The sequence below is a fragment of the Nonomuraea sp. NBC_00507 genome (genome assembly GCF_036013525.1).
Classification (GTDB): domain Bacteria; phylum Actinomycetota; class Actinomycetes; order Streptosporangiales; family Streptosporangiaceae; genus Nonomuraea.
Genome location: NZ_CP107853.1, coordinates 2,236,497 through 2,260,037, shown reverse-complemented (window position 1 = coordinate 2,260,037; position 23,541 = coordinate 2,236,497). Strand labels below are relative to the sequence as shown.

Below are 23,541 nucleotides of genomic sequence, written 5' to 3'. Positions count from 1 at the left end.
GAGCAGCGACGGATCGTTCGAAGGAGCGGAACCATGGTCGTCAAGCCCGAGCACCTCGCCTTCTACGTGGCTCTCATCGCACTGGGAGTATTGGAGATCGTGGAATGGCCCATCGTGGGCATCGTCGCCGTCGGCCACTTCCTGGCCAGCCAGCACCGCTTCGTCATCCTGCAGGAAGTCGGGGAGGCCGCGGAATCGGCCTGAGCCGCGGACCACAGCGTCAGCCCGGTGTGTCATTTCCCCGGATGGCGGGTTCGCGGCCGGATGGCTGGTCGATATGGTTCTTCGGCGCCGGAGTCGGCGGGTTGGGCCGGGTGACGGACCCGGCTCGGAGCTGGATCTGCTCGCCGTGGTGTGTCAAGGCGATCGGCGGGCCCTGCATCAGCCGGTAGCTCGTGGTCTCCCGCGTGATGCTGACACCTAGCAGGCTGTCGCGGTAACGCAGCCGGAAGGCCAGCCGTTGGAGGTGCGACGGCAGCCTGGGAGCGCAGCATATCCGGCCCTGGCCGGCGCGCATCCCGCCGAATCCCGCCACCAGGGCGATCCACGCCCCGGCCAGCGCGGCCATGTGGACACCGTCGACGGTGTTCTTCTCCAGGTCCGCCAGGTCCATCATGGCCGCCTCGCCGAGGTAGCGGTAGGCGAGCTCCAGGTGTCCCACCTCTGCGGCGATCACGGCCTGGGTGCAGGCCGACAGCGATGAGTCGCGCACCGTCAGTGCCTCGTAGTAGGCGAAGTTGCGGGCCTTCTCCTCGGGTGTGAACGCGTCCCCGCGCAGGTGCATCGCCAGAACCAGGTCGGCCTGCTTGACCACCTGGCGGCGGTAGAGGTCGAAATAGGGGAAATGGAGCATCAGCGGATAATGCTCGGGCTTGGTGGCGGCGAAATCCCAGAGTCCATGCCGCGTGAACCCTTCGCTCTGGGAGTGCACGCCGAGCCGCTCGTCATAGGGGACGACCATCGCGTCCGCCGCCTCACGCCACGTCGTGATCTCCTCCGGGGTCACCCCGAGCTGCGCCGCCCGGCCGGGGTGGCGGGCGGCGACGTCGGCTGCCTGCCACAGGTTCTGCTGGGCCATCAGGTTGGTGTAGACGTTGTCGTCGGCGACGGCGCTGTACTCGTCGGGCCCGGTCACGCCGTCGATGTGGTATCGCCCATCGGCATCAGAATGGCCCAGGGCGAGCCACAGCCGCGCCGTCTCCACCAGCAGGGGCAGGCCGGTGTCCCGCTCGAACGCCGTATCGCCGGTGGCATCGACACACGCCGTGACCGCGTACGCGATGTCGGCGTTGACATGGAACGCCGCGGTGCCGGCGGGCCAGTAGCCGGAACACTCCTGGCCGTTGATGGTCCGCCAGGGGAAGGCCGCCCCGGACAGCCCCAGTTGCGCGGCCCGCGCCTCGGCCATCGGCAGGGTCGACTTCCGCCACGACAACGCATCCGCCGCGGCCCGCGGATACGTGTGGGTGAGCACGGGCAGCACGAAGGTCTCGGTGTCCCAGAACGCATGCCCGTCGTAGCCCGTGCCGGTCAGCCCCTTGGCGGGGATGGCGCGGTCCTCCAGCCGCGCGGCCGACTGCAGCAGGTGGAACAGCCCGAAACGGACGGCCTGCTGCACCTCGGCGTCGCCCTCGACCTCCACGTCCGCACCTTCCCAGAAGTCGTCGAGGAAGCGCCGCTGGTCGGCGCACAGCCCGTCCCAGCCGTCCAGCCGCGCGGCCGCCAGCGCCGCGACGACCTGATCGTGCATGGCGGGCCGGGAACGTCTGCCCGACCAGCCGTAGGAGAAGAGCTTGACCAGCCGCAACGGGCGGCCGGGGACGAGGCGTGCGGCGACGGTCACCCGGCTGACGTCGCCCGCGCCCTGCGCCTCGATCCGCGTGCCCTCCGGCCCGTCGAGCTCGTGACACATGGCGGCGGCCACCCGCAGGTCGCTGGCCCGGGTGTGGTGGACCATGATCGCGACGCCTTCTTTGGCGGCGATGTTCTCCTCCAGGACCAACGGCGACGCCAAGGGGGCGGCCTCGCGCGGATCGCCCCCCAGGTACTGCTGGGTCTCGTTGGCGACCAGCTCGGACTGCACGACCACGTGCCGCGCCTCATCGACGGCCTCGACCTCGTACCGGATCGCGGCCACCGCGCGGTGGGTGAAGGAGACCAGCCGTGTGGAGGAGACCCGGATCCGGCCGCCTGTGGGCGAGCTCCAGTCGGCCCTGCGGGTCAGGGTCCCGGCGCGCAGGTCCAGGACGCGCTCGTGTTCGTGCAGCGTGCCGTATCGCACGTCGAACGGCTCGTCGTCGACCAGGAGCCGGATCAGTTTGCCGTTGGTGACGTTCACGCACGTCTGCCCCGACTCGGGATAGCCGTAACCCGCCTCGGCGTACGGCAGGGGCCTCAGCTCGTAGAACCCGTTGAGGTAGGTGCCGGGCTCCCCGCAGGGCTCGCCCTCCTCGAGGTTGCCGCGCAGGCCGATGTGCCCGTTGGACAGCGCGAACACCGACTCGGTCTGCGCCAGCACGTCCAGGTCGAGCCGGCACTCCCGCACCGACCACGGCTCCACCGCGAACGCGGGATGCCGGATCATGAGCCGCCTCCCCGTCCACGCGCATCCAGCAGCTCGGCGAGGTCGGAGACCACGATGTCGGCGCCGTGCCGGCGCAACGCGTCGGCCTGCCCGCTCCGGTCGACGCCGACGACGCAGGCGAACCGGCCCGCGTGACCGGCCGCCACCCCCGCCAGCGCGTCCTCGAACACCGCCGCCTGCGCAGGCGGCAGCCCCAGCGCCTCGGCCCCCGCCAGGTACATGTCCGGGGCCGGCTTGCCCGCCAGCCGCCGTTCCTGGGCCACCACACCGTCGATCCGCGCCTGAAAATACCCGTCGAGCCCGGCAGCCGACAGAACCCGCGCGGTGTTGGCGCTCGATGACACCACCGCCGTGCGCAACCCCGCATCTCGTACGGCCAGCACATAACGGACTGAGCCGGGGAACGCCTCCACGCCGTCCCGGTCGATGACCTCCTGGACGAGGGCGTTCTTCCGGTTGCTCAACCCGTACACGGTCATCGCATCCTGCGGATCGTCAGGCGACCCCTCCGGAAGGGTGATGCCCCGCGCCGTCAGGAAGCTTCTCGCCCCGTCCTGCCGCTTCTTCCCGTCGACGTACCGGTCGTAGTCGGTAACCGGGTCGAACGGCACGAAGGGGCTCCCCGTCCGCTCGGCCCACTTCCGCAGGAACTCATCGAACATCGACTTCCATGCCTTCGCGTGCACTGTCGCGGTGCGCGTCAGCACGCCGTCCATGTCGAACAGACATCCGCGCACTTCCTCAGGCAGCCCGAGCGTCGATGTGCCCATGCGTGCTCACCCCGGCTTCCCGGCCTGGCCGCCGAGCTCGCTGGTGGGCCTTCCGACGAGCCGGTCGGCGCCGGGCGGGCCCCAGGTCCCCGGCTCGTACGGCTCCGGCGCGGTCTTGTCGAGGACGGGATCGACGATGCGCCAGGCCTCTTCGACGGTGTCCTGGCGGGCGAAGTGACGCAGCTCCCCGGCGAGCGCATCGGTCAGGATCCGCTCGTAGGCGCTTTCGGGCTGACCGAGCGCGGTGGCGAAGCTGACCGACAGGGGCACCTCCCGGGTGGCGTTGGTCTCGCCCGGTTCCTTGGCCAGCAGGTTGAGCTCGACGCCCGGGTCGGGATCCAGCCGGAACCGCACGATGTTCGGCTGTGGACGCGCGGCTTGGGTGGGCAGGAAAAGCATCCGTGGCGGGCGGCGGAGCTCGACGTCGATCCGGGTGGCGGTCACCGCGAGCGCCTTGCCCGCCGTGATGACGAACGGGACGTCCGCCCAGCGCCAGTTGTCGATCCACAGCCGCAGCGCGACGTAGGTCTCGGTGGTCGACCCGGCGGCCACCCCCGGCGTGTCGAGGTAGCCCGTGTATTGGCCGCGCACGACGTCGCCCGGGTCCACGGTCCGGACCGCGCGCAACAGCCGGAGCTTCTCGTCACGCTCCGCCTCGGTGCTGCCGTCCGCCGGCGCGTCCATGGCCAGGTAGGCCAGCACCTGGATCAGATGGTTCTGCACCACGTCACGCACGGCGCCGACCGCGTCGTAGAACGCCCCACGGTCGGCGACGTCGAACGCCTCGGCCAAGGTGATCCGCACCGCGGCGACGTGGGACCGGTTCCACACGGGCTCGAAGAGTCCGTTGGCGAAGCGGAACACCATGAGATTCTCGACGGCCTCCTTGCCGAGGAAGTGGTCGACACGCAGCAGCCGGTCCTCGGGAAAGTATCGGTGCAGCTCCGCGTTGAGCCGCCCGGCGGAGGCGAGGTCGGCGCCGAAGGGCTTCTCCACCACGAGGCGGCCTCGGGTGTTCAATCCCGCAGTTCCCAGCCCTTGAGCGATGGCCGTGAACAGAGACGGCGGCACGGCGAGGTAATGCACGCCGAATGCGGCGTCCCCCATCTTCCGTCCTAGCTCGGCGAATATGGCGGGCTCTGTCACATCGCCGGTCACCAGACCTAGCTTCTCGGTGAGCGAGCCGCACACACCCTCGTCCACGTCGCCGCATGCGGCCGCGACGCTGTCGTGGACGTGTCGCCGGAGCCAGGCCGGGTTGAGGTCGCCGCGGTCCACGCCGATGACCGGCACGTCCAGCACGCCACGGGCGGTCAAGCGGTACAAGGCCGGAATGAGCTTCTTCTTGGCGAGGTCGCCGGCGATGCCATAGACCACAAGGGTCTGCCCCTGCTGTGCGTTCGTGTCCACGGGCCCCCCAACCCCTGCGCTGCGCCGCGTCGACGCTTCAAGTGAGGGGCGACACGGGCGCAGACACGCCAAGACTCCTACGCCCATACCCAAACGTGGCCATGACGTACCTGCTGCTCAGCGGTGTACCTCTCGCCCGGTGGGCCGATCAGTCGTCATCATCCTCCTCGCGCTCGGCGCCCAGACCGAAGCGGTTGAGGAACTGCGTGAGAGGGCCGTTGGCGAGCTTGCCCTCGCTCCTGGCCTCGGCCAGGTCCTTGCCGAGCTCCTGGATCTTCTCTCGAGCTTCCTGTGTCTTGCCTTCGACGAGCTTCTTTGCCGCTTCGCGGATCTTTTCGTGCGCCTTATCGGCAAGGTCGTCGTCAATGCCGCCCTGCGCTTGCTGGGCGCTCACGGCCTGGTCGAGAGCGGCCAGCCAGGTCCGTGGATCCCGCGCGTCCGGCCGCGTCGGTGTGACCTTCGGGGACGGCGTCGGCCGTACGGACGCTCGAGCGGTCGAGCGGGTGGTGGCCGTCGGCTGGGGCTGTTCCGACGCGCGGGCAGCGTCGGACGAAGCCGCTGAAGGCGATGGCTCCGCGGCGTGATCCTCCGACCCGGAGAACACGGTCACGGCACCCAGTGTGATGACCGCGATGACCGCGACGGCGGCGGCGACCTGGAGGAGCAGGCGCCGGCCATCCGCCGGCCCAGGCTGCGCGGCGGCGTTCAGGGCGCCGGGCAATGGGGCGTCGAAGAGGCGGGTATCGCCCGCCCTGGCGACACCGGGCGGGGGCACCGGTGTCACCCTCGTCTGCTGATGCGCGTGTCGTCCTCGGAGGCGGGCCGCATGGGCAACGGCGGCAAAGCCTTGGCGTACCTGCTCGGCGCCGGCCGGGCGGTCGGCGGGATCCTTGGCGAGCATGGCCAGGACAAGCCGCTCCAGCTCGATCGGGATGTCCGGCCGGTGGCTGCTCGGCGGGGCGGGTGAGTGGTGGACGTGCTGGTAGACCACCTCGGGGGGCGAGCCGGTGAAGGGTGGCCGGCCGCTCAGCAGCTCGTACGCCACGCAGCCCAGCGCGTACAGGTCGGTCGCGACCTCCCCGCCGGCGCCGTCGATCTGCTCGGGGGCCAGGTAGGCCGCGGTGCCCACGATGGTGCCGACCGTTGTCAACCGGGAGGCCTCGCTGGCCAGGTGGGCCAGACCGAAGTCGACGATCTTCAAAGCGCCGGTGCCGGTCAGGTGGAGGTTGGCCGGTTTGATGTCACGATGGACCACTCCGACCTGGTGGGCGGCATCCAGCCCAGCAGCGGCCTGACTGAGCAGATAGCACGCCTCAGCGACCGGTAGCGGGCCACGAGCAGCCAGCTCGGCGGCCAGATTGCGACCGGCCAGCAGTTCCATGACGAGGTAGCGCCGTTGCTCGTCGTGCCCGACGTCCAGCACCGTCACCACATTGGGGTGCGCGATCCGCGCCGCGGCTTTGGACTCGCGGGCGAACCGCTCGGCCGCGGCGATGCCTCCCGTCAAGGGATTCATGATCTTGACCGCGACTAGGACGTCCAGCCGCCGATCGTGACCGCGCCAGACCTCCGCCATGCCGCCCCGGCCGATCAACTCGATTAACTCGTACCGCCCGGCAATCACTACGGGCTTCACGTCCGGCATATCCGCACCAATCAGGTTACTCTCCACAACTGCGGCCTAACCTTACGGGTACGCCTGCCCATGCCGAGTCGGCCGAACGTCACTGACCGGCCGGGAGCTGTTCCCGGGCAGGAAGCCGGGGGTGGGCCGGGCCGCCGCTGGGACGCGGCCGGAGCACCCGGGCCAGGATGCCGGGCGACAACAGGCGCTGTGGCGGGGCCTGCAGGTTGGCGACGCTCAGGAAGGCGTGCCCGACCACCGGGTCCGCCTCCGCGGCCACGTGGAGGCGTGAGATGTAGCGGTTGAGCAGCTTCACACGCAGAGGACGTGGAGCCTCGACGGACGGGAACCGCAGATCACCACCGACCGACAGGTCCCAGGGCACGTCGATGATCCGCGCGGCCCGCTCGAAGAAGCGGCGGGCCAGGCCGTCGCGTCGGCCGTCCTGCAAGCTCTCACGCAAGGCGACGGCCTCGCAGGCGGCCACCGTCATGCCCTGCCCGTAGCTGGGATTGAACTGGCACAGGGCATCACCGAACACCACATAGCCCTCGGGGAACCGGCTCAGCTGTTCGTAGCGGCGCCGAATGCTCACGGGGATGCGCATCCGCCGCGGCTCCCCCAGCGGTTCCAGGCGCTCCAGGAGGCGGTGCAGGTCGGGGACCGGGAGCCGGGCGGCGAACCCGTGGTATCCGTCCGAGTCGATGGGCGGGACGTCGTCGCCCATGCCGAACAGGGTGACGAGCCAGCGGTGTCCCTCCCCGCTGAGGGCGACCCCGCCCCTCGGGACCGAGGTACTGTGCCCCACGACCATGGCGACGAAGTCGGAGTCGCCGGGCCGGCGCCGGTACTCACGCGAAACGTACTGCAGCCGGGAGTCGACACGTTCCTCCGGCGCGGGCTCGTATCCCAGCCGGCGCAGCCACTCCGCACCCCGGTTTCCCCGGCCCACGGCGTTCACCACGAGATCGGCGGCCACGTCCTCGGGCTGGTGCCCCGGACGCTGCAGACGTACTCCGGTGACGGCGCCATCCCTGCCGGCGATCGGCTCGACCACCTCGCAGCGCTCGTGGATCGCTACGCCGGGAAGATCCGCCACCCGGGACCGCAGATACCGTTCGAGTTCGGGCCGGCTGACCGTCAGGCCGCGCAGCCGCGAGGGCGCGGGGTGCAGCAGCCGGCCGTCGTTGTACCAGCGGACGTCGTCCTGGATGTCGCAGGTGGTGGCGCCCGCGGCGACCAGGTCCGCGGTCAGCCCGGGGAACAGGTCCTCGAGGATCTCGCAGCCCCGGGACAACATCCCGTGCGCGTGATGCCCCTGCGGCACGCCCCGCCGGGCGACGCCCTCGGCGGGCAACGCGTCACGGTCGATCACCGTGACCCGCTCGAACGTCTCACTGAGCACCCGGGCCACCAGGAGCCCACCCATCCCCGCACCCGCGACGACGGCGTGTCCGATTCGCTTGATCATGGTCCACCTCGTTGTCCGGCCGCCCGGACCGGACGGCGCCGCGTTCACCACAACGAGAGTGGGCCGGCCTGCTTCGGGGCCCCTGGGAACGGGCTTCCCCAGCGACTTCCCAGGCTTCAAGCGCCCCGGGCCGATGGCGGGGGCGGCTGCGATCAGAGGATCACTGTCCAGCGATCAACGAGCTGAGCAGGGCACTCGCATCCTGCCGAGACATGGCGCGCCCGCGGGCCGCATGGCGTTCGTACTCCTCCGGCGCAAGCGCCCCGCGAACGGCGGCGGCCTCGCGCGGCCCGTCCAACGGGTCCATCAGCTCCGGGGAGACGCCGGCTCGCTTGCCGATGGCCTCCACGGCCCCCATCAGCACGGCTGCGTGCTCGGCCCGGCCGGTCAGCGCGAGGGCGCGGGCCGCGCTGTGCACCGTCACCAGCCAGAAGGAGATGTCTCCGTAACGGTCCATCGTGGCCAGGATGTCCGCCGCGATGGTCAGCGCCCGAGCGCCGTCCCCGCGGTCCGAGGCCGTCTTCATGTCGCACCAGGCCGCCCCGTCCGCGGCCCAGTCGTGGCCACTGGCGCGAGCGGCGTCGATGGCCTCACGAAAGACACTGTCGGCGCCCGGCAGATCCCCCAGCACCCGCAGGGCCATGCCCCGGACCATGAGCGTTTCGGCCTCCAGCCAGTTCAGAGTGCTGCGCCGGGCCAGCTCGACGGCCTCGCGGGTGAGGGCATCGGCGTCAAGCGCCACCCCGGCCAGCAGGCCCAGGTAGGCGGCGTAGGCGGTCGCGCCCGCCTCCGTCACCGGGTCGCCTGCCTGGCGGGCCTCCTCGATCGCCGAGCAGGCCGCCTGGTACGCCTGTGGCGGCTGTCCGGCCAGGTAGTGCAGTCCCGTGAGCGCGTACCAGGCACGCGCCCGGATGTCCGCACCGGCTCGCGGGGCCGCCGCGAACGCCTCGGACAGCCAGGCGAGGCCCTCCCCGACATGCCCCATGCGGAACCAGAACCAGAACAGCGCGCCGCTCAGCCGGAGCGCGTACTCGCCGTCACCCGCGGCCAGCGACGAGGCGAACGCGGCCCGGAACTCCGCCTGATCGCGGCTCAGCCCGCTCAGCAACGCCGCTCCCTGCGGGCCGCGGAGATGACGATCGGCGTTCTCAGCCCTGGCCAGGGCCCAGGCGCGGTGGCGTTGCTGTGCCTGGGCCGTCTCGTCCGGGGAGAGCGCGGCCATGGCGTACTGGCGCAGGGTCTCCAGCATCCGGTAGCGGCGTGGCGCCGTGCCCGGTTGGGCGGTGACCAGCGATTTGCGGACCAACGCCGACAGCGGCGGCAGGACGGGATCGACTCCTCCGACCGCGGCGGCGGCCTCCAGGTCGAAGCCGGCTTCGAACACGGCGAGCCGGTGGAAGAGCCGGCGCTCCTCCGGCTGCAGCAATTGGTCACTCCAGGCGACCGTGGCCAGGAGAGTGCGATGGCGGTCCGGCCGTCCGACCGATCCGTCCACCAACAGGGTGAAGCGGTCCTCCGCGGCATCGGCGATCTGAGCGACGGACAGCGCCCGGCTTTGTGCGGCGGCGAGTTCGATGGCCAACGGGATGCCGTCGAGCCGCGCGCACAGGGCGGCGATCCTTTCCCTGTCGCCCGGCTCGGCAGCCCAGCCGGGCGAGACGGCTGCCGCACGGCGCACGAACAGGTCCGCGGCCTCCGTGGCGGCGTCCAGGGGCGGTACTTCGTAGACCGTTTCACCCGAGATGCCCAGGGGTTCGCGGCTGGTGCACAGCATCCGTACGGTGCCGCAGCGGGTCAGCAGGGTGTGGACGAGCATGGCGGCGGGGACCAGCAGATGCTCACAATTGTCCAGGACAATCAGCATGTCGCGGCCGGCGATCATCCCGGCCAGCTGATCGGGAGACGCCGCGGTAGGCAACCCCAGGGCGGCGGCCATGGTCGCGGTGAGCAGTTCGGGTGCGTGCAGGCCCGCGATCTCCACGAGCCAGGGCCCGTCGGCGTCAGTACGGGCGCGTGCGACCTCCAAGGCCAGGCGCGTCTTGCCGACGCCGCCCGGGCCGGTGAGCGTGACCAGCCGGTGCCCGTCCAGCAGAGCTGCGACGGCCGCGAGGTCACCGTCGCGGCCGACGAAGCTGGACAGCGCGAACGGCAGATTGCCCGAGTGCGGTGCCGGAGCCGCGGCCGGCGGATACGACATGCGGCTCGGCTCGGCCGGCTCCGGGGCCAGCCGCGGGTCCTGGGCGAGTACGGCCGCCTCCAGGTCGCGCAGGCCGCGTCCCGGGTCGATGCCCAGCTCGTCAGCCAGCTTCCTGCGTACGGCTCGAAGGGTGGCGAGCGCGTCGGCCTGCCGCCCCGACCGGTATAAGGCGAGGACCAGTAACTCCCAGCCGCGCTCCCGCAGCGGCTGCTCGGCGATCAGTGCCTCCAGCTCGCCTACAGCGGCGGCGTGCTGCCCGGATGCGATGACGGCGGCGAGTCTGTCCTCGCAGACCGTGGCCCGCAGGTCCTCCAGCCGGGTCGCGTCGGGCACCGCGAAGGCCGCTGGGCCGAAGTCGGCATAGGCCGGGCCCCGCCACAGCGCGAGCGCCTGTCCGAGCAGGTCCGCGGCGAGTTCAGGGTCGCCGCCCTCCAGCGCGCGCCGCCCGCGAGCGGCCAGATCGGTGAAACGCTCGGCGTCCACCGCGGCGGGCGCCGCCCGAAGGGCGTATCCGGGTCCCTCGCGTACCAGCAGGCGGGCCGGAGCGCCGGGCGCTCTTTCCGGCTCCAGCGTCTTGCGCAGATCGGCCACGTACCCATGGAGTGTCGTCAGGGAGGGAAGTCGCGTGCCTTCCCACACTTCGGAGAGAATCCGCTCTGCCGAGACGCTCCTGCCCCGCGCGATCAGCAGCAGCGCCAGCACGGCCCGCTGACGCGGTCCGCCGAGCCCTGCCGGGCGACCGCTGACCTCGGCCCGGAGCGGCCCCAGAACGCCGAACCTCACGTCCTCGGTCACGCTCACCAGCAGACCTCCCGCCGTCCTGCACGCGCTGTGAGAATATCCGAATCATCCACATATTCGAAGAAGTACACGCGGCCCACAGCCCGGCAGATCTACCGGTCCACCAGCTGCCCGTTCCCGCCGACGTCGTCATGCGCGAACCCGTTGGTGTACGGGTCGCGGGAAGGACTGTGAACCCGGTCAACAAGCGGGAGCCGCAGCGCGAACCTGGCTCCCCGTGGCGAATCCTCGACCTCCAGGCTGCCGTTGTGGGCGCGGGCGATGTCACGGGAGATGGCCAGGCCGAGTCCGCTTCCGCCGGGGTCCCGGCGGCGGCTGTCGTCCAGGCGGACGAAGCGTTCGAAGATGCGCTCCCGATCGGCAGGGGCGACGCCCGGGCCGTCGTCGGTCACCGCGACCACGGCTTCGCCCTCGTCCTGCTCGACGGTGACGCCGACCGCGGATTCGGCATGCCGCTGCGCGTTGGCCAGAAGGTTGTCCAAGACGCGGATGAGCTGCATCCGATGCCCGCGGATCACGAGCCCGCGGGGTGCGCGGATGTCGGCCGGCACGCGGCCGGTTTTGGCGTTCACCTCCGTGGCGACCAGCTCGCCCAGGTCGATGTGCTCCGGAGGGGTGGGTTCGGCGGCCCGCAGGCGGGCCAGCTGCAGCAGGTCATCGACGATCGCCTCCAGCCGGTCCGTGGCCGACAACGCGGTGCGGATCGTCTCGTGCGGGTCGACGTCCTCGGGGTACCGCGCCGCCTCCTCCAATTGCGCGCGCAGCCCGGTGATCGGATTTCGCAGCTCGTGCGAGGTGGTCGAGGCGAACCGGCGCTGCTGCTCCACCGCGCCCTCCAGGTGGGCGAGTGTCTGGTTGGCGGTGACGGCGAGCTGCGCGATCTCGTCCCGGCCCGGCGGAACGGGGACCCGCAGGCTCAGATCGCTGACCGTGATCTCCGATATCCGCGCCCGGATCGCCTCGACGGGACGCAGCGTACGCCCTACCAGCAGCCACGTCGTCCATGCCGCGACGGCGACGAGGAGGGCGATCCCCGCGCCGATGACGTACTCGAGGCGGTGCGTGGACAGGACGTCGGGCTCGGGAAGGCCTGCGTAGACGACGCCGGCGTCCGGCGCCGGGCTCAGCCGGATGGCCATCAGCATGAGGCAGTGGCCGCCCCAGGGACACTCGATGTAGCGCTGGAACCGGTCATCCGGCGGCGGGCGGACCCGGCTGAGCGGAAGGGTGGCCGATGCCATCTTGCTGGACTCCACGACCCGCTGGTGGGCGTCGACGACCTGGATGAGCTCGACGTGCCCGGAGGTGGGGATCCGGTGCGGGACAACGCCGGTGCGGGCCGCCGCGCTCCATTGACTCGCCACCCGCTCGGCCTCGTTGAAGACCATCATTTGGACCTGGGCACGGATCGCCAGGTCCAGCGTCGCGCCGAGCGCGGAAAGGACGATCAGCGAGAACACGCCCATGGCCAGCGCGTATCGCGCCCGGATGGAACTCTTCAGAGACCAGGTCATACCTTCAGTCTCAGACCCATCCAACGGTGACGGAAATGAGTGTTTTGTCCGTTTTATACGCTAGGCGTATGGATGTGCAGCTGCGCCATCTCCGGATGCTCGTCGCAGTCGTCGATGCGGGCACGTTCACGGACGCGGCAGCCATGCTCGGTTGCTCGCAGGCCGCCGTCTCACGCTCGATCGCCGCCCTCGAGACCTCCCTCGGCACTCGCATGTTGGACCGTTCCACGCATCACGTCCTGCTCACCGGCCCCGGTAGCCGCGTCGTCGCCCACGCCCGGCGCATCCTCGACGAGGTCGCCTTCCTTCAGCGGATCGCCGACGACTCCCGTACGGAGCTCCGCGTCGGCTACGCCTACGCCGCCATGGGCAAGCACACCCGGCGCCTGCAGAAGACGTGGGCCGTCGCCCATCCCGGGGTGTCGCTGGTGTTCGTCCATTCCAACACCCCGACGGGCGGTCTCAGCGAGGGCATCGCCGACGTCTCCGTGATCCGCCGGCCCCTCGCCGACGACCGCTTCGAGACCGCCTCGATCGGCATCGAGTACCGCTACGCCGCGGTGGACACCGACAACGCCCTCGCCCGGCGCCGCTCGCTGCGGCTGGCCGATCTCGCCCGCTACACCGTCGCGATCGACTACCGCAGCGGAACGACCAGCCTGGACCTGTGGCCGCCCGATGCCCAGCCGGTCAGCACCCGCGGCATCGACGGGGTCGACGAGTGGCTCACTCTCATCGCCGCCGGCCAGGCCGTCGGGATGACCGCCGAGGCCACCGCCAATCAGAATCCCCGTCCCGGCGTCGCCTACCGCGTCGTCACCGACGCGCCCCCCATCGACGTGCGGCTGGCCTGGTGGAAGGACGACCCGCCCCCGCTTCTGGACGCGCTGGTGGACATGGCCCGTCAGCTGTACGCGACCGCCCCGCCCCGAGCGCAACGTCACCGGCCGCCCGCCACGGCACGGGCATCGGCCGGCGGGGCTGACCGATGATCAAGTGACGCGCCGATGCGGCCGGCCGTGGCCGGTGGGCGGCCCGGTGGCCTCGGTCAGGTGCCGACGTAGGCCGCGAGGTGCTCGCCGGTGAGGGTGGAGCGGGCGGCGACGAGGTCGGCGGGTGTGCCCTCGAAGACGACCCGGCCGCCGTCGTGGCCGGCGCCGGGGCCGAGGTCGATGATCCAGTCGGCGTGCGCCATGACCGCCTGGTGGTGCTCGACGACGATGACCGACTTGCCGGCGTCCACGAGCCGGTCGAGCAGGCCGAGCAGCTGCTCGACGTCGGCGAGGTGGAGGCCGGAGGTGGGCTCGTCGAGCACGTAGACGCCGCCCTTCTCGGCCATGTGGGTGGCCAGCTTGAGCCGCTGCCGCTCGCCACCGGACAGCGTGGTGAGCGGCTGACCGAGGGTGAGGTAACCGAGCCCGACGTCGGCGAGCCGGCCGAGAATGGCGTGCGCGGCCGGCGTACGCGCCTCGCCGGCGCCGAAGAACTCCCCGGCCTCGGTCACCGACATCGCGAGCACCTCGCTGATGTCGCGGCCGCCGAGGTGGTGGTCCAGCACCGATGCCGCAAACCGCTTCCCCTCACACTCCTCGCAGGTGGTGGCGACACCGGCCATCATCGCCAGGTCGGTGTAGATGACGCCGGCGCCGTTGCAGACGGGGCAGGCGCCCTCGGAGTTGGCGCTGAACAGCGCCGGCTTCACGCCGTTGGCCTTCGCGAACGCCTTGCGGATCGGGTCGAGCAGTCCGGTGTAGGTCGCCGGGTTGCTCCGTCGTGAGCCGCGGATCGCGCCCTGGTCGATCGACACCACGCCCGCGCCGCCGGGGATCGACCCGTGCACGAGCGAGCTCTTGCCGGAGCCGGCGACGCCGGTGACGACGACGAGCACTCCGAGCGGGATGTCGACGTCGACCTCGCGCAGGTTGTTCGCCGTCGCGCCGCGGATCTCCAGCGTGCCGGTGGGCTTGCGCGTCGTCTCCTTGAGTGCGGCCCGGTCGTCGAGATGGCGGCCGGTGATGGTGCCGGCGGCGCGCAGCCCCTCGACGGTGCCCTCGAAGCAGACCGCGCCGCCCGCCGTACCCGCGCCGGGGCCGAGGTCGACGACGTGGTCGGCGATCGCGATCACCTCCGGCTTGTGCTCCACGACGAGCACCGTGTTGCCCTTGTCCCGCAGCCGCCGCAGCAGGTTGTTCATCCGCTGGATGTCGTGCGGGTGCAGCCCGATGGTGGGCTCGTCGAAGACGTAGGTGACGTCAGTGAGTGAGGAACCGAGGTGGCGGATCATCTTGACGCGCTGTGACTCGCCGCCCGACAGCGTGCCCGACGGCCGCTCCAGCGAGAGGTAGCCCAGCCCGATCTCCACGAACGAGTCGAGGGTCCGCTGCAGCGTGGCGAGCAGCGGCGCCACCGACGGCTCGTCAAGGCCGCGGATCCATTCGGCCAGGTCGCTGATCTGCATCGCGCACGCGTCGGCGATGCTGATCCCGCCGATGCGCGACGACCGGGCCGCCTCGCTGAGCCGGGTGCCGCCGCACTCGGGACAGGAGGTGAAGGTGACGGCCCGGTCCACGAACTCCCGGATGTGCGGCTGCATCGCCTCCCGGTCCTTGGAGAGGAACGACTTCTGGATCTTCGGGATCAGCCCCTCGTAGGTGTAGTTGCCGCCCTCGACCTTCACCTTGGTCGGCTCCCGGTAGAGGAAGTCGTCCATCTCCTTCTTGGTGAACTCGCGGATCGGCTTGTGCGGGTCCAGGAAGCCCGACTCGGCGTAGATCCGCACGGTCCACCAGCTGTCCGACTTCCAGCCGGGGATGGTGAACGCGCCCTCGGCGATCGACTTGGAGTCGTCGTAGAGCTGGGTGAGGTCGATGTCGGAGACCTTGCCCCGGCCTTCGCAGCGCGGGCACATGCCGCCGGTGATGCTGAAGTCGCGACGCTCCTTCACGGTCCGTCCGGCGCGCTCCAGGGTGACCGCACCCGCGCCACTGATCGAGGCGACGTTGAAGGAGAACGCCTGGGGCGAGCCGATGTGCGGCTGCCCGAGCCGGCTGAAGAGGATGCGCAGCATCGCGTTGGCGTCGGTGGCGGTGCCGACCGTGGAGCGGGAGTCGGCGCCCATCCGCTGCTGATCGACGATGATCGCGGTCGTCAGCCCTTCGAGTACGTCGACCTCGGGCCGCGCCAGCGTCGGCATGAAGCCCTGCACGAACGCGCTGTACGTCTCGTTGATCATCCGCTGCGACTCCGCGGAGATCGTGCCGAACACCAGAGAGCTCTTGCCCGAGCCGGACACACCCGTGAACACCGTCAGCCGGCGCTTGGGGATCTCGACGCTGACATCCTTGAGGTTGTTCACGCGCGCGCCGTGCACGCGGATCAAGTCGTGGCTGTCGGCAGCGTGCGGCGCAGGCGACTGCGTGTCCGTCGTCGTGGCCATGCTCATCCTTTCTCCGTCTCTGGATGGAGCCGCCGGCGCGGTCTCCATCCGGTTGCCTCGCTCAACCTGAGCAGCTCTGAGCAGTATGTCCGGTTTCCTGCGTCGGCGCAGGCTCAGGAGGACGAGTCGTCCTGGAGGTGATGTCCATGACAGTCACGCTAACTACGGCTCGCCGACCGGCGCTTCTCGATTCCTGCTCGCTTAGCTGGCGCCGGGCGTGGGTGATCCAGCTCCTCGTGACAGTGGCAGCACCGGAATGCGCAAGGTGGTCGTACCGGTGGAGAGGCGGAACGTGACGTCGATCGGGGTGGCCCCGAGCGGGCGACGGATGTCGATGAGTTCCAGGTGCGGACGGTCCTGCCCTTGTTGAAGTGAGAGGACGCCGCCAGCGGGGACCGTCACCTTGACAGCTTGCCGGGGCGCGGACGGTCTTGCGCGGTAAGCGACGCTTTGGGCGTGCACGGTGCTGACGCCGTCGAGTTGCTGAGGTGTGTCGCTGCGGTTGACCAGGGTCAGGTACAGGCCCAGGTCGTCGCCGGTTTTCTGCTGGTCCATGGGCGGGGCCAGAATGTGGACGTGCAGCAGCTGCATCGCGCCGACCTGCGCATCGACCAGGCCCTCCCGGTTCCGGGTGGACTGGGGAAGGGGGGACTCCCGTTGAGCGGGGTTACAGGCCACAAGGGGCGACAGCACACAGAGCGCCAGGAGGAGTCGAAGCGTTACTCGCCTTGCGCTGACGCGCAAGTCCCCATGTGATGTCCCCATATCGCGCTCCCCTGTGATGTTCCGGCTGCTCTGGCCAGGCCGTGATGAGGGGAGTGCGGTGGTCGGCGGGCGCCGCCTGCGGAGGCCTGACCGCATGCAGGATGTACCCTCCTGCGACTTTGCCGAACGCATCGCGTTGACCTTTGCGCACCCGACGCCCCTATCTTGGACCAATCGTTCCAGGATGGGAGCTCTGATGGTTGATTTCCAGTTGTTCGGCAAGTCCTCGCTCCCGGGACCGGCCAAACATGTGGTCTGGATCACCGCGAGCGTGGAGAACGGCTGCGAGTACTGCGTGGCCGCGCATTCCACCCTCGCCTTGCGCGCCCGCATACCGGAGCAGGTCGTGGCAGCGCTGCGCGCGGGCAAGACGCTCGACGACACCCGCCTGGAGGCGGCGCGACGCCTCACCCAGGCCATGGTCGCCCAGCAGGGCTGGGTGAACGACACCGAGATCGAAGCGTTCCTGGCCGCCGGCTACACCCGCCGCCACGTGCTGGACATCGTGCTCGGCATCGGCATGAAGACGCTGTCCAACTACACCAACCACATCGCGCACACACCCCTTGACCCCGCGTGGCAGGATCAGGAATGGAGCCGCGACCACGCCGGCGTTTGATCCGGACGCGTCACCCGGACGCCGACATTTCCCGATCGACGTGGCGGCGCAGGTCGCGCAGGAATCGGCGGCCGGCGAGCGTGAGGAAGGGCCGCAGCAGGAGATAGAGCAGCATGCCGGGGATGCCCTGTGTCTGGACGCTGCCCTGCGTGCTCACGCGGCTGTGGGTATCGCCGATCGGCACGACTTCCCATCGGTTGCGTGCCTGCGGGATCAGCCCGGGTAGCAGGCGGGCCTCGTAGGTCAGCGTCATCGCGGCCTCGTCGTAGGCCACGATGCGCTCGGTCACCTGCGACAGGCCGGGCAGGCCGGTCCGGCACACCCGGCCGGCCACCGGAGCCCCGGGCACGATGGGTTGTTCCGGCAGCGGATGCGAGGAGCGGACGGCCGTGGCCCACGCATCGACCTGGGCGAAGTGGTGCGCGACCACCTGCCACACCCGCTCGGCGGGAGCGGCGACGATGATCGCCGCGGAGATCTCGGTCATATCGACACCGTCGCCGTCGTGGCGGGTGGCGGGCAATTCCCCATCGGGGAATGGAGCACCCGGCACGGAATCTGACACCCTGACGGCATGGCCGTCCCCGCCACGCACCTTGACGAGGTCAGTCCCTTCGGCATGCGGTTGCGGCACTGGCGGCGCGTGCGCGGCATCAGCCAGCTGCAGCTGGCTTCGTTGTCCGGCTCCACCGCCCGGCACATCTCCTTCCTGGAGACCGGACGTTCACGACCGGGCCGGGACATGACGCTGCGTCTGGCCGAGGTGCTCGATCTCCCGCTGCGTGAACGCAACCAGCTGCTGCAGGCCGCCGGATGGCCCCCGGCCTACCCGCAGGCCGCCCCGGATGCCGCCGAGTTGCGGCCTTTCCGTTCGGCCATCGATCGGCTGCTGGCCGCGCATGAGCCCTTCCCCGCTCTGGTGCTGGACGGTCATGCCCATGTGGTGGCGGCCAACAAGGCGGCGGGCGTGCTGTTCGGTTCAGATCTGATCGGCGCCAACCTGCTTCAGCGTTATCTCACCGACCCGACACTGCGCCAGGCCATCGTCAACTGGACAGACGTGGCCTGGGCCGTGCTGAGCCGGCTGCGCAGGCAGTCACGCCAGGCGCCGCTGGACGAGAGGCTGCGCGCGCTCGTCGCCTGCGCCGAGGACGCCGTCGCCAACCTCGCTCCTCCCGCCGGCGACCACGAGGACGGCCTGGTCGTCTGCCCGTGGTTCCGTGCCGGTGACACGGTGATCCGCACCATCACGCTGACCGCCCGCTTCGACACCGCGGTCGAGATCACCCTTGACGACCTGCGCATCGAGCTCATCTATCCCCAAGACCGCCCAGCCGAAGAGTTCTTCCGAGCCGCCACACCCAGAGATCCCGATCACGCTGACGAGACCGGCCTGATCGACGACCGCTCGTGGCAGGGCGCTGCGGGCCCGATCGCGTAGGCGCGGATGCCCGCGATGAGGGTTGATCGCAGCGAGGCGATCGGCCGTCAGGTCAGGCCGAGCGCGCGGCCGGCTCTCAGGGCCGCGGCGTCATCGGTTGCCGCGGCGAGCCAGGACAGTCCGTGCTTGTCCGCGCACAGCAGGGACACCTCGTCGACCCTCGCCAGCCAGCTCGGGGCCGGGTCGAGGTCACGGGCGTTCCTGGCGCGAGGAAACTCCTGAGACGAGGCGATGACGAGCAGCCGGCGCCCCTCGGGGGCGACGTAGTCGTAGATGGTGGCCGGGATGCCGGCCAGGTCGCGCTGGGTCGTGCCGCGCCAGCCGTACGCTCCGATGGTCTTCATCGCGGGAACAGGCTCACGGCTGAGCGTCAGGGCGTTGGACTTCAGCAGCGCGGCGGCGGCCACCAGGGGCGCGGGCTGCCGGCGCTCGATCACCTGCGGGATGACCACGGCGGCCAGGACCACCAGCACCGCGGTGGCCGCGGCCAGCACGTACGGCCAGCGGGCGCGCTGCCGCACCGGGGACTCGGCGGGGACGTCGGCGACCGCCCGGATCCGCTCCCGGGTCGAGGCCGGAGCCGCCTCGCGCAGCGACTCGGCCAGGATCCGGCCCTCACGTGCGGTGTTGGCCTCACTCCAGCACGCGCGGCAGTCCAGCATGTGCCGCTCGAACCGGATGCGGCGCAGCGTGCTGAGCTCGCCGGCGAGGTAGGCGGCGGCATCCCTTTCAGGATCGTGGCGCATTCGGCCTCACCCCCTCGATGGTGTGCGCCAGCTTCTTGCGGCCGCGATGGGCCCGGGACAGCACGGTCCCCCGCGGGCTGTTGGTGATGGCGGCGACCTCGGCGGCGGTGAACCCGCACAGGTCCATCAGAACCAGGGCGATCTGCTCGTCGATGGGAAGCCGCCGGATGGCCGTTTCGATCAGCGAGTGGTTGATCGCCTCGTCCTCCACGTCCGCCGGCCCCGGCGGGTCGAAGCCGGGCTGCCAGCTCGTCTCGGCGCGGTTGGCGGTACGGCGCAGCCGGTCGCGGCCCAGGTTGAGGCAGATCGTGGCCAGCCACGGCGCCGCCTTGCGCGGGCGGCGGCCGTCCTGCCAGGCTGCCCACGCCCGCGTGTAGGTCTCCTGGACCAGGTCCTCGGCGTCGGCGGCGCAGGTGGTGAGCCGCCGGGCCAGGTTGTGGACCAGGTCCGACGCGGGCATGGTCGCCTGGAGGAATCGCTCCTGCCGCCGGGTCATGGCCGGTTCCGTCTCAGTGGGTCGTGGCCCGGCCGGGCGAGCCGATCGCCAGGAAGCCCTCCGGGCGCCGGACTCCGGATCCGTAGAAGAAGAACGCCAGCACCGTGCCGAACACCACGTGGGCGAACAGCTCGAACGGCTGGTTGGCGTCCCGGAACACCGGGAACAGCAGCGGCGAGATCACCAGGAAGTTGACCACGTACAAGAGGGCGCCGTACACGGTGCCGACCAGGGCGACGGTGCCGTTGGAGCGCAGCCACGGGGCAATGAGCGCGAACACCAGGCCGAAGGCCATGGACAGTGCCAGGTGCACCACCAGTCCCACCCAGATGCTGGTCTGCCCCGCCATGATTGCTTCCCGGCCGCCCTGCACCATGCTGGCGATCATGTGCAGCGGCATGTCGGCCTTGCCGGGCGGCTGGGTGGAGGCGAACCACATGGTGACCCCGGCGAAGATCAGGCCGGAGATCAGGCCACCCACCGCGCCGCGAGCCAGCCGAGTTGCCAGAGGTTCGATGGCCATCGCGGGCTCCTTAGGAGAGCTTGCTTTTCCTGCTACCCCTACGGACGGATGACAGGCGGCGCTGATTGCGCCCCGCGCGACTCCAGAGTGCTTGCCACGATGCTCCGGGAAGACCGGCTAATTCCCGCGCGCTGCCGACATGCTGTTGGCTATCAATTCATGATGCCTGACGACTTCTTCGACGATGAAACCCAGAAACCTCTCGGCGAAAACAGGATCGAGCTTCGACTCCTCCGCCAGGAGACGCAGCCGGCGTATCTGCTGGGCTTCCCGCTCGGGATCCGCAGGCGGAAGCTCATATTGCGCCTTGAGTTTGCCGACCTCCTTGGTGCACTTGAATCGCTCCGCAAGAAGGTGAATCAGCGCGGCATCAAGGTTGTCAATGCTGTCACGGAGTCGCTGCAGCTCTTTTCGGGCGAGCGCATGGGGATCAGATTCTTCTTCAGCCGGAGGGCCGTCGGAGTGCCCATAAAGTTCAGACATAAGGGTATTCCCACTTAAACTTGCTATGATCCTCTTGCCGGAAAAACCTATCATAGTAAGGTTCCTGCGCCCTGGAGAGCCGAGGCGACGGCCAGAGGATCCCCGGCTACGGGCAGACGCGGTTCGTGCACTTGTGATCCGCCCGGTTCACACGATAGAAACGTTCCACACCTTTTCTGACCTTGATACGAGCGCTGGTCGCGAGAGAGCGCTCTCTCGTTGATCCGGCGGCAGCGGAAAGGACGACCCGTATGACGACCCAGCCTCCCGGCGACGGGAGTCGCACGAGCCGGAGCCCCGGCCGGCACATCGCCCGGGCGTTAACGGCCGGTCTCGTGCTGGCCACCGCCGTCATGATGGCGGGACCGGCCGCGACCGCCGCATCGCCGGCCCCCGGCGCTCCCGATCTCGGGCCGAACGTCACCGTCTTCGATCCGAGCATGCCGGTCAGCGACATCCAGGCGACCCTCGACGCCGCACATGCCGCTCAGGTCGACAACGAGATGGGCACCACGCGCCACGCCTACCTCTTCAAGCCCGGCACGTACGGGACCGCGGAGCACCCGCTCCAGATCAAGGTCGGCTACTACACCGAGATCGCCGGCCTGGGCGCCTCCCCCACCGACGTCGTCATCAACGGCAAGGTCGAAGTCTACAACCGCTGCCTGGCGGACGGCGGAACCGCCAACTGCCTCGCGCTCGTCAACTTCTGGCGCACCCTGTCCAACCTGTCGATCAACGTCAACGCGGCCGGCCAGGACGGCTGCCGGGCGTCGGCGAACTTCTGGGCCGTCTCCCAGGCGGTGTCCCTGCGCCGGCTCAACATCAGCGGCGGCAACCTGTCGCTGATGGACTACTGCACCGCCGGCCCGCAGTACGCCAGCGGGGGCTTCATCGCCGACTCCAAGCTGCCGTCCGTCACGAACGGATCGCAACAGCAGTGGCTGACCCGCAACAGTGAGGTCGCCGGCTGGTCGAACGGCGTGTGGAACCAGGTCTTCTCCGGCGTCGTCGGCGCACCGGACGACGCCGCGTTCCCGAGCCCGCCCTACACGACCCTCGACGCCACTCCCGTCAGCCGGGAGAAGCCCTACCTCTTCGTGGACGCGCAGGGCAAGTACAAGGTCCGCGTGCCCGCCGCTCGGAAGGACACGCGCGGCGTCACGTGGGCCGGCGGCATGACGCCGGGCCGTACGCTGCCGATCAGCGACTTCTTCGTCGCGAAGCCGTCGGACTCGGTGCAGGTCATCAACAGCCAGCTGGCGCGCGGCAAGCACCTGCTGCTGACGCCCGGCGTGTACGACATCGCGCGGAGCATCGAGATCAAGCGCCCGAACACGGTCGTCCTCGGTCTCGGGCACGCCACGCTCACCGCCGTCCACGGCTCGACCCCGCTCGTTGTCGCCGACGTCCCCGGCGTCGTCGTCGCCGGCGTGACCGTCGACGCGGGTCTGGAGAAGTCGCCTGTCCTGCTGAGGGTGGGCAAGAGGCACGGGCCGCGCTGGAGCTCGGCGGACAACCCGACGACGCTGTCCGACGTGTACTTCCGGGTCGGCGGGCCGCATGTCGGCAAGACCGACATCGCGCTCGAGGTCAACAGCGACAACGTGCTCATCGACCACGCCTGGGTGTGGCGCGCCGACCACGGAGTCGAGGGCTTCACCGACACCCAGCGCTGGAACACCAACCTCGGCCGCAACGGCGCCGTCATCAACGGCGACCACGTGACCGCGACCGGCCTGTTCGTCGAGCACTTTCAGCAGTACAACACCGTCTGGAACGGCGACGACGGCACGACGATCCTCTACCAGAACGAGCTGCCGTACGACCCGCCGACCCAGGCCGACTGGATGAACGGCGACGTCGAGGGCTGGGCCGGTTACAAGGTCGGCGACCGCGTGAAGACGCACCGCCTCTACGGTGGCGGGGTCTACGTCTTCAACCAGAACAACCCGCAGATCCACACCGAGAACGGCTTCGAGGTTCCGCAGACCCCGGGCGTCAAGCTGCACCACATCATGACGGTCAATCTCAGCGCCGGAATCATCGACCATGTCGTCAACGGCGTGGGTGACGCGGCCGACACGACCAAGGTCGGTGTGCCGGTGTACGTCGCGGACTACCCGGCCCCTTAGAGGCCGCCCAGGTGGGCCGGAGTCTCCGCGCCCCGGCCCACCGGGTACATCGCGACGGTGTACGAACGGGGAGCTGCGTCAGACGGCTTCGGGGGCGACCTCCGCCGCCCGGCGGGACATGCGCCGCTCGAACCATACCGAGGCGAACGGGGGCACCCCGCAGGCCAGGCCGAGCACGATCGTCCCGGTACGCCAGCCGTGGGCGCGCCCAGCGGAGATCACAGCGGCGACATACAGCAGGAACAGTGCGCCGTGGATCGGACCGAAGATCTTCACGCCGAGCTCGCCGACCACCACGATGTACTTGAAGAACATGCCGACGAGCAGCCCCGTCCACGACAGCGCCTCAGCGATCGCCACGAGTCGGAACAGACGAAGCTCCACCACACGCCACCTTTCCAAGATCTGCCAGACTTACAGCGACTTCCCAGATCCACCGCGCCCTGAGGTCCCTCGGGCCTTCTGGAGGCAACGCCCTTTACTCTACGATGCGTAGAGCACTGTGGTTACACCGGCAGAACGACCG

At 70.0% G+C, this 23,541-nt stretch carries 20 protein-coding genes; 5 read left to right on the top strand and 15 right to left on the bottom strand.

Features of this window, described 5'->3' with window-relative positions; translation table 11 throughout:
* Positions 1-33: 33 nt before the first annotated feature.
* Entirely contained in the window at positions 34-204 is a 171-nt protein-coding gene (locus tag OHA25_RS11495; protein ID WP_327587554.1) for a hypothetical protein, read from the top strand.
* 16 nt (positions 205-220) lie between these two features.
* On the opposite strand, the gene OHA25_RS11490 is transcribed toward OHA25_RS11495, so the two are convergent.
* From OHA25_RS11490 to OHA25_RS11460, 7 genes are all read right to left on the bottom strand, one after another.
* Positions 221-2,584 (bottom strand): glycoside hydrolase family 65 protein, encoded by a 2,364-nt coding sequence (locus tag OHA25_RS11490; RefSeq protein ID WP_327587553.1) that lies wholly within the window; start codon positions 2,582-2,584, stop codon positions 221-223.
* Positions 2,581-3,354, bottom strand: a complete 774-nt coding sequence (locus tag OHA25_RS11485; protein ID WP_327587552.1) for a beta-phosphoglucomutase family hydrolase — start codon at positions 3,352-3,354, stop codon at positions 2,581-2,583. The genes OHA25_RS11490 and OHA25_RS11485 overlap by 4 nt, the downstream gene beginning before the upstream one ends.
* A 6-nt stretch (positions 3,355-3,360) precedes the next feature.
* A complete protein-coding gene (gene zwf, locus OHA25_RS11480) occupies positions 3,361-4,764 on the bottom strand; it encodes a glucose-6-phosphate dehydrogenase (RefSeq protein WP_327587551.1) in 1,404 nt (467 codons plus the stop codon).
* Between the two features lie 148 nt (positions 4,765-4,912).
* On the bottom strand, positions 4,913-6,409 hold the full coding sequence (locus OHA25_RS11475) for a serine/threonine-protein kinase (protein WP_327587550.1): 1,497 nt from the start codon (positions 6,407-6,409) through the stop codon (positions 4,913-4,915).
* Positions 6,410-6,488: 79 nt separating this feature from the next.
* Complete coding sequence (locus tag OHA25_RS11470; RefSeq protein WP_327587549.1) at positions 6,489-7,859, bottom strand: NAD(P)/FAD-dependent oxidoreductase; 1,371 nt, start codon at positions 7,857-7,859, stop codon at positions 6,489-6,491.
* Positions 7,860-8,019: 160 nt separating this feature from the next.
* Positions 8,020-10,857 carry a BTAD domain-containing putative transcriptional regulator gene (locus tag OHA25_RS11465; RefSeq protein ID WP_327587548.1) on the bottom strand — a complete coding sequence of 946 codons (2,838 nt, stop codon included), beginning with the start codon at positions 10,855-10,857 and terminating at the stop codon, positions 8,020-8,022.
* A gap of 92 nt (positions 10,858-10,949) precedes the next feature.
* Positions 10,950-12,371: a sensor histidine kinase gene (locus OHA25_RS11460; protein ID WP_327587547.1), complete on the bottom strand. Its 1,422-nt coding sequence runs from the start codon at positions 12,369-12,371 to the stop codon at positions 10,950-10,952.
* 68 nt (positions 12,372-12,439) lie between these two features.
* Between OHA25_RS11460 and OHA25_RS11455 the strand changes: the two genes are divergently transcribed.
* A complete protein-coding gene (locus OHA25_RS11455) occupies positions 12,440-13,363 on the top strand; it encodes a LysR family transcriptional regulator (RefSeq protein WP_327587546.1) in 924 nt (307 codons plus the stop codon).
* 56 nt (positions 13,364-13,419) lie between these two features.
* Here the strand turns inward: OHA25_RS11455 and OHA25_RS11450 are convergent, their stop codons facing one another.
* Positions 13,420-15,813 (bottom strand): excinuclease ABC subunit UvrA, encoded by a 2,394-nt coding sequence (locus OHA25_RS11450; protein ID WP_327587545.1) that lies wholly within the window; start codon positions 15,811-15,813, stop codon positions 13,420-13,422.
* 195 nt (positions 15,814-16,008) lie between these two features.
* Entirely contained in the window at positions 16,009-16,398 is a 390-nt protein-coding gene (locus tag OHA25_RS11445; RefSeq protein ID WP_305923247.1) for a copper chaperone PCu(A)C, read from the bottom strand.
* A 370-nt stretch (positions 16,399-16,768) separates the two neighbouring features.
* Here OHA25_RS11445 and OHA25_RS11440 point away from each other — a divergent pair, with 370 nt between their 5' ends.
* Complete coding sequence (locus OHA25_RS11440) at positions 16,769-17,191, top strand: carboxymuconolactone decarboxylase family protein (RefSeq protein ID WP_327587544.1); 423 nt, start codon at positions 16,769-16,771, stop codon at positions 17,189-17,191.
* Between the two features lie 10 nt (positions 17,192-17,201).
* Here the strand turns inward: OHA25_RS11440 and OHA25_RS11435 are convergent, their stop codons facing one another.
* Complete coding sequence (locus OHA25_RS11435) at positions 17,202-17,678, bottom strand: SRPBCC family protein (RefSeq protein WP_327587543.1); 477 nt, start codon at positions 17,676-17,678, stop codon at positions 17,202-17,204.
* Between the two features lie 87 nt (positions 17,679-17,765).
* Here OHA25_RS11435 and OHA25_RS11430 point away from each other — a divergent pair, with 87 nt between their 5' ends.
* Positions 17,766-18,632 (top strand): helix-turn-helix domain-containing protein, encoded by an 867-nt coding sequence (locus OHA25_RS11430; protein WP_327587542.1) that lies wholly within the window; start codon positions 17,766-17,768, stop codon positions 18,630-18,632.
* Positions 18,633-18,679: 47 nt separating this feature from the next.
* On the opposite strand, the gene OHA25_RS11425 is transcribed toward OHA25_RS11430, so the two are convergent.
* The 4 genes from OHA25_RS11425 to OHA25_RS11410 form a co-directional block, all read right to left on the bottom strand.
* Positions 18,680-19,378, bottom strand: coding sequence for a zf-HC2 domain-containing protein (locus tag OHA25_RS11425; RefSeq protein ID WP_327587541.1), 699 nt, complete (start codon positions 19,376-19,378; stop codon positions 18,680-18,682).
* Positions 19,362-19,874 carry an RNA polymerase sigma factor gene (locus OHA25_RS11420; protein ID WP_327587540.1) on the bottom strand — a complete coding sequence of 171 codons (513 nt, stop codon included), beginning with the start codon at positions 19,872-19,874 and terminating at the stop codon, positions 19,362-19,364. Before OHA25_RS11420 ends, OHA25_RS11425 begins: the two co-directional genes overlap by 17 nt.
* A gap of 13 nt (positions 19,875-19,887) precedes the next feature.
* On the bottom strand, positions 19,888-20,397 hold the full coding sequence (locus OHA25_RS11415) for a hypothetical protein (protein WP_305923253.1): 510 nt from the start codon (positions 20,395-20,397) through the stop codon (positions 19,888-19,890).
* Positions 20,398-20,514: 117 nt separating this feature from the next.
* A complete protein-coding gene (locus tag OHA25_RS11410) occupies positions 20,515-20,880 on the bottom strand; it encodes a chorismate mutase (protein ID WP_327587539.1) in 366 nt (121 codons plus the stop codon).
* A gap of 251 nt (positions 20,881-21,131) precedes the next feature.
* On the opposite strand from OHA25_RS11410, the gene OHA25_RS11405 reads away from it, so the two are divergent.
* Entirely contained in the window at positions 21,132-23,015 is a 1,884-nt protein-coding gene (locus tag OHA25_RS11405; protein ID WP_327587538.1) for an adenylyl cyclase, read from the top strand.
* A 78-nt stretch (positions 23,016-23,093) separates the two neighbouring features.
* Here OHA25_RS11405 and OHA25_RS11400 read toward each other — a convergent pair whose 3' ends face one another.
* Positions 23,094-23,399, bottom strand: coding sequence for a DUF3817 domain-containing protein (locus OHA25_RS11400; protein ID WP_327587537.1), 306 nt, complete (start codon positions 23,397-23,399; stop codon positions 23,094-23,096).
* Positions 23,400-23,541 lie beyond the last annotated feature (142 nt).

What these genes read in the sequence shown, in the direction of transcription:
- OHA25_RS11495 (WP_327587554.1), top strand. Translation starts at nt 34, where the DNA reads ATGGTCGTCAAGCCCGAGCACCTCGCCTTCTACGTGGCTCTCATCGCA.
- OHA25_RS11490 (WP_327587553.1), bottom strand. Translation starts at nt 2,584, where the DNA reads ATGATCCGGCATCCCGCGTTCGCGGTGGAGCCGTGGTCGGTGCGGGAG.
- OHA25_RS11485 (WP_327587552.1), bottom strand. Translation starts at nt 3,354, where the DNA reads ATGGGCACATCGACGCTCGGGCTGCCTGAGGAAGTGCGCGGATGTCTG.
- OHA25_RS11475 (WP_327587550.1), bottom strand. Translation starts at nt 6,409, where the DNA reads ATGCCGGACGTGAAGCCCGTAGTGATTGCCGGGCGGTACGAGTTAATC.
- OHA25_RS11470 (WP_327587549.1), bottom strand. Translation starts at nt 7,859, where the DNA reads ATGATCAAGCGAATCGGACACGCCGTCGTCGCGGGTGCGGGGATGGGT.
- OHA25_RS11460 (WP_327587547.1), bottom strand. Translation starts at nt 12,371, where the DNA reads ATGACCTGGTCTCTGAAGAGTTCCATCCGGGCGCGATACGCGCTGGCC.
- OHA25_RS11455 (WP_327587546.1), top strand. Translation starts at nt 12,440, where the DNA reads ATGGATGTGCAGCTGCGCCATCTCCGGATGCTCGTCGCAGTCGTCGAT.
- OHA25_RS11450 (WP_327587545.1), bottom strand. Translation starts at nt 15,813, where the DNA reads ATGAGCATGGCCACGACGACGGACACGCAGTCGCCTGCGCCGCACGCT.
- OHA25_RS11445 (WP_305923247.1), bottom strand. Translation starts at nt 16,398, where the DNA reads ATGCAGCTGCTGCACGTCCACATTCTGGCCCCGCCCATGGACCAGCAG.
- OHA25_RS11440 (WP_327587544.1), top strand. Translation starts at nt 16,769, where the DNA reads ATGGTTGATTTCCAGTTGTTCGGCAAGTCCTCGCTCCCGGGACCGGCC.
- OHA25_RS11435 (WP_327587543.1), bottom strand. Translation starts at nt 17,678, where the DNA reads ATGACCGAGATCTCCGCGGCGATCATCGTCGCCGCTCCCGCCGAGCGG.
- OHA25_RS11430 (WP_327587542.1), top strand. Translation starts at nt 17,766, where the DNA reads ATGGCCGTCCCCGCCACGCACCTTGACGAGGTCAGTCCCTTCGGCATG.
- OHA25_RS11425 (WP_327587541.1), bottom strand. Translation starts at nt 19,378, where the DNA reads ATGCGCCACGATCCTGAAAGGGATGCCGCCGCCTACCTCGCCGGCGAG.
- OHA25_RS11420 (WP_327587540.1), bottom strand. Translation starts at nt 19,874, where the DNA reads ATGACCCGGCGGCAGGAGCGATTCCTCCAGGCGACCATGCCCGCGTCG.
- OHA25_RS11415 (WP_305923253.1), bottom strand. Translation starts at nt 20,397, where the DNA reads ATGGCCATCGAACCTCTGGCAACTCGGCTGGCTCGCGGCGCGGTGGGT.
- OHA25_RS11410 (WP_327587539.1), bottom strand. Translation starts at nt 20,880, where the DNA reads ATGTCTGAACTTTATGGGCACTCCGACGGCCCTCCGGCTGAAGAAGAA.
- OHA25_RS11405 (WP_327587538.1), top strand. Translation starts at nt 21,132, where the DNA reads ATGACGACCCAGCCTCCCGGCGACGGGAGTCGCACGAGCCGGAGCCCC.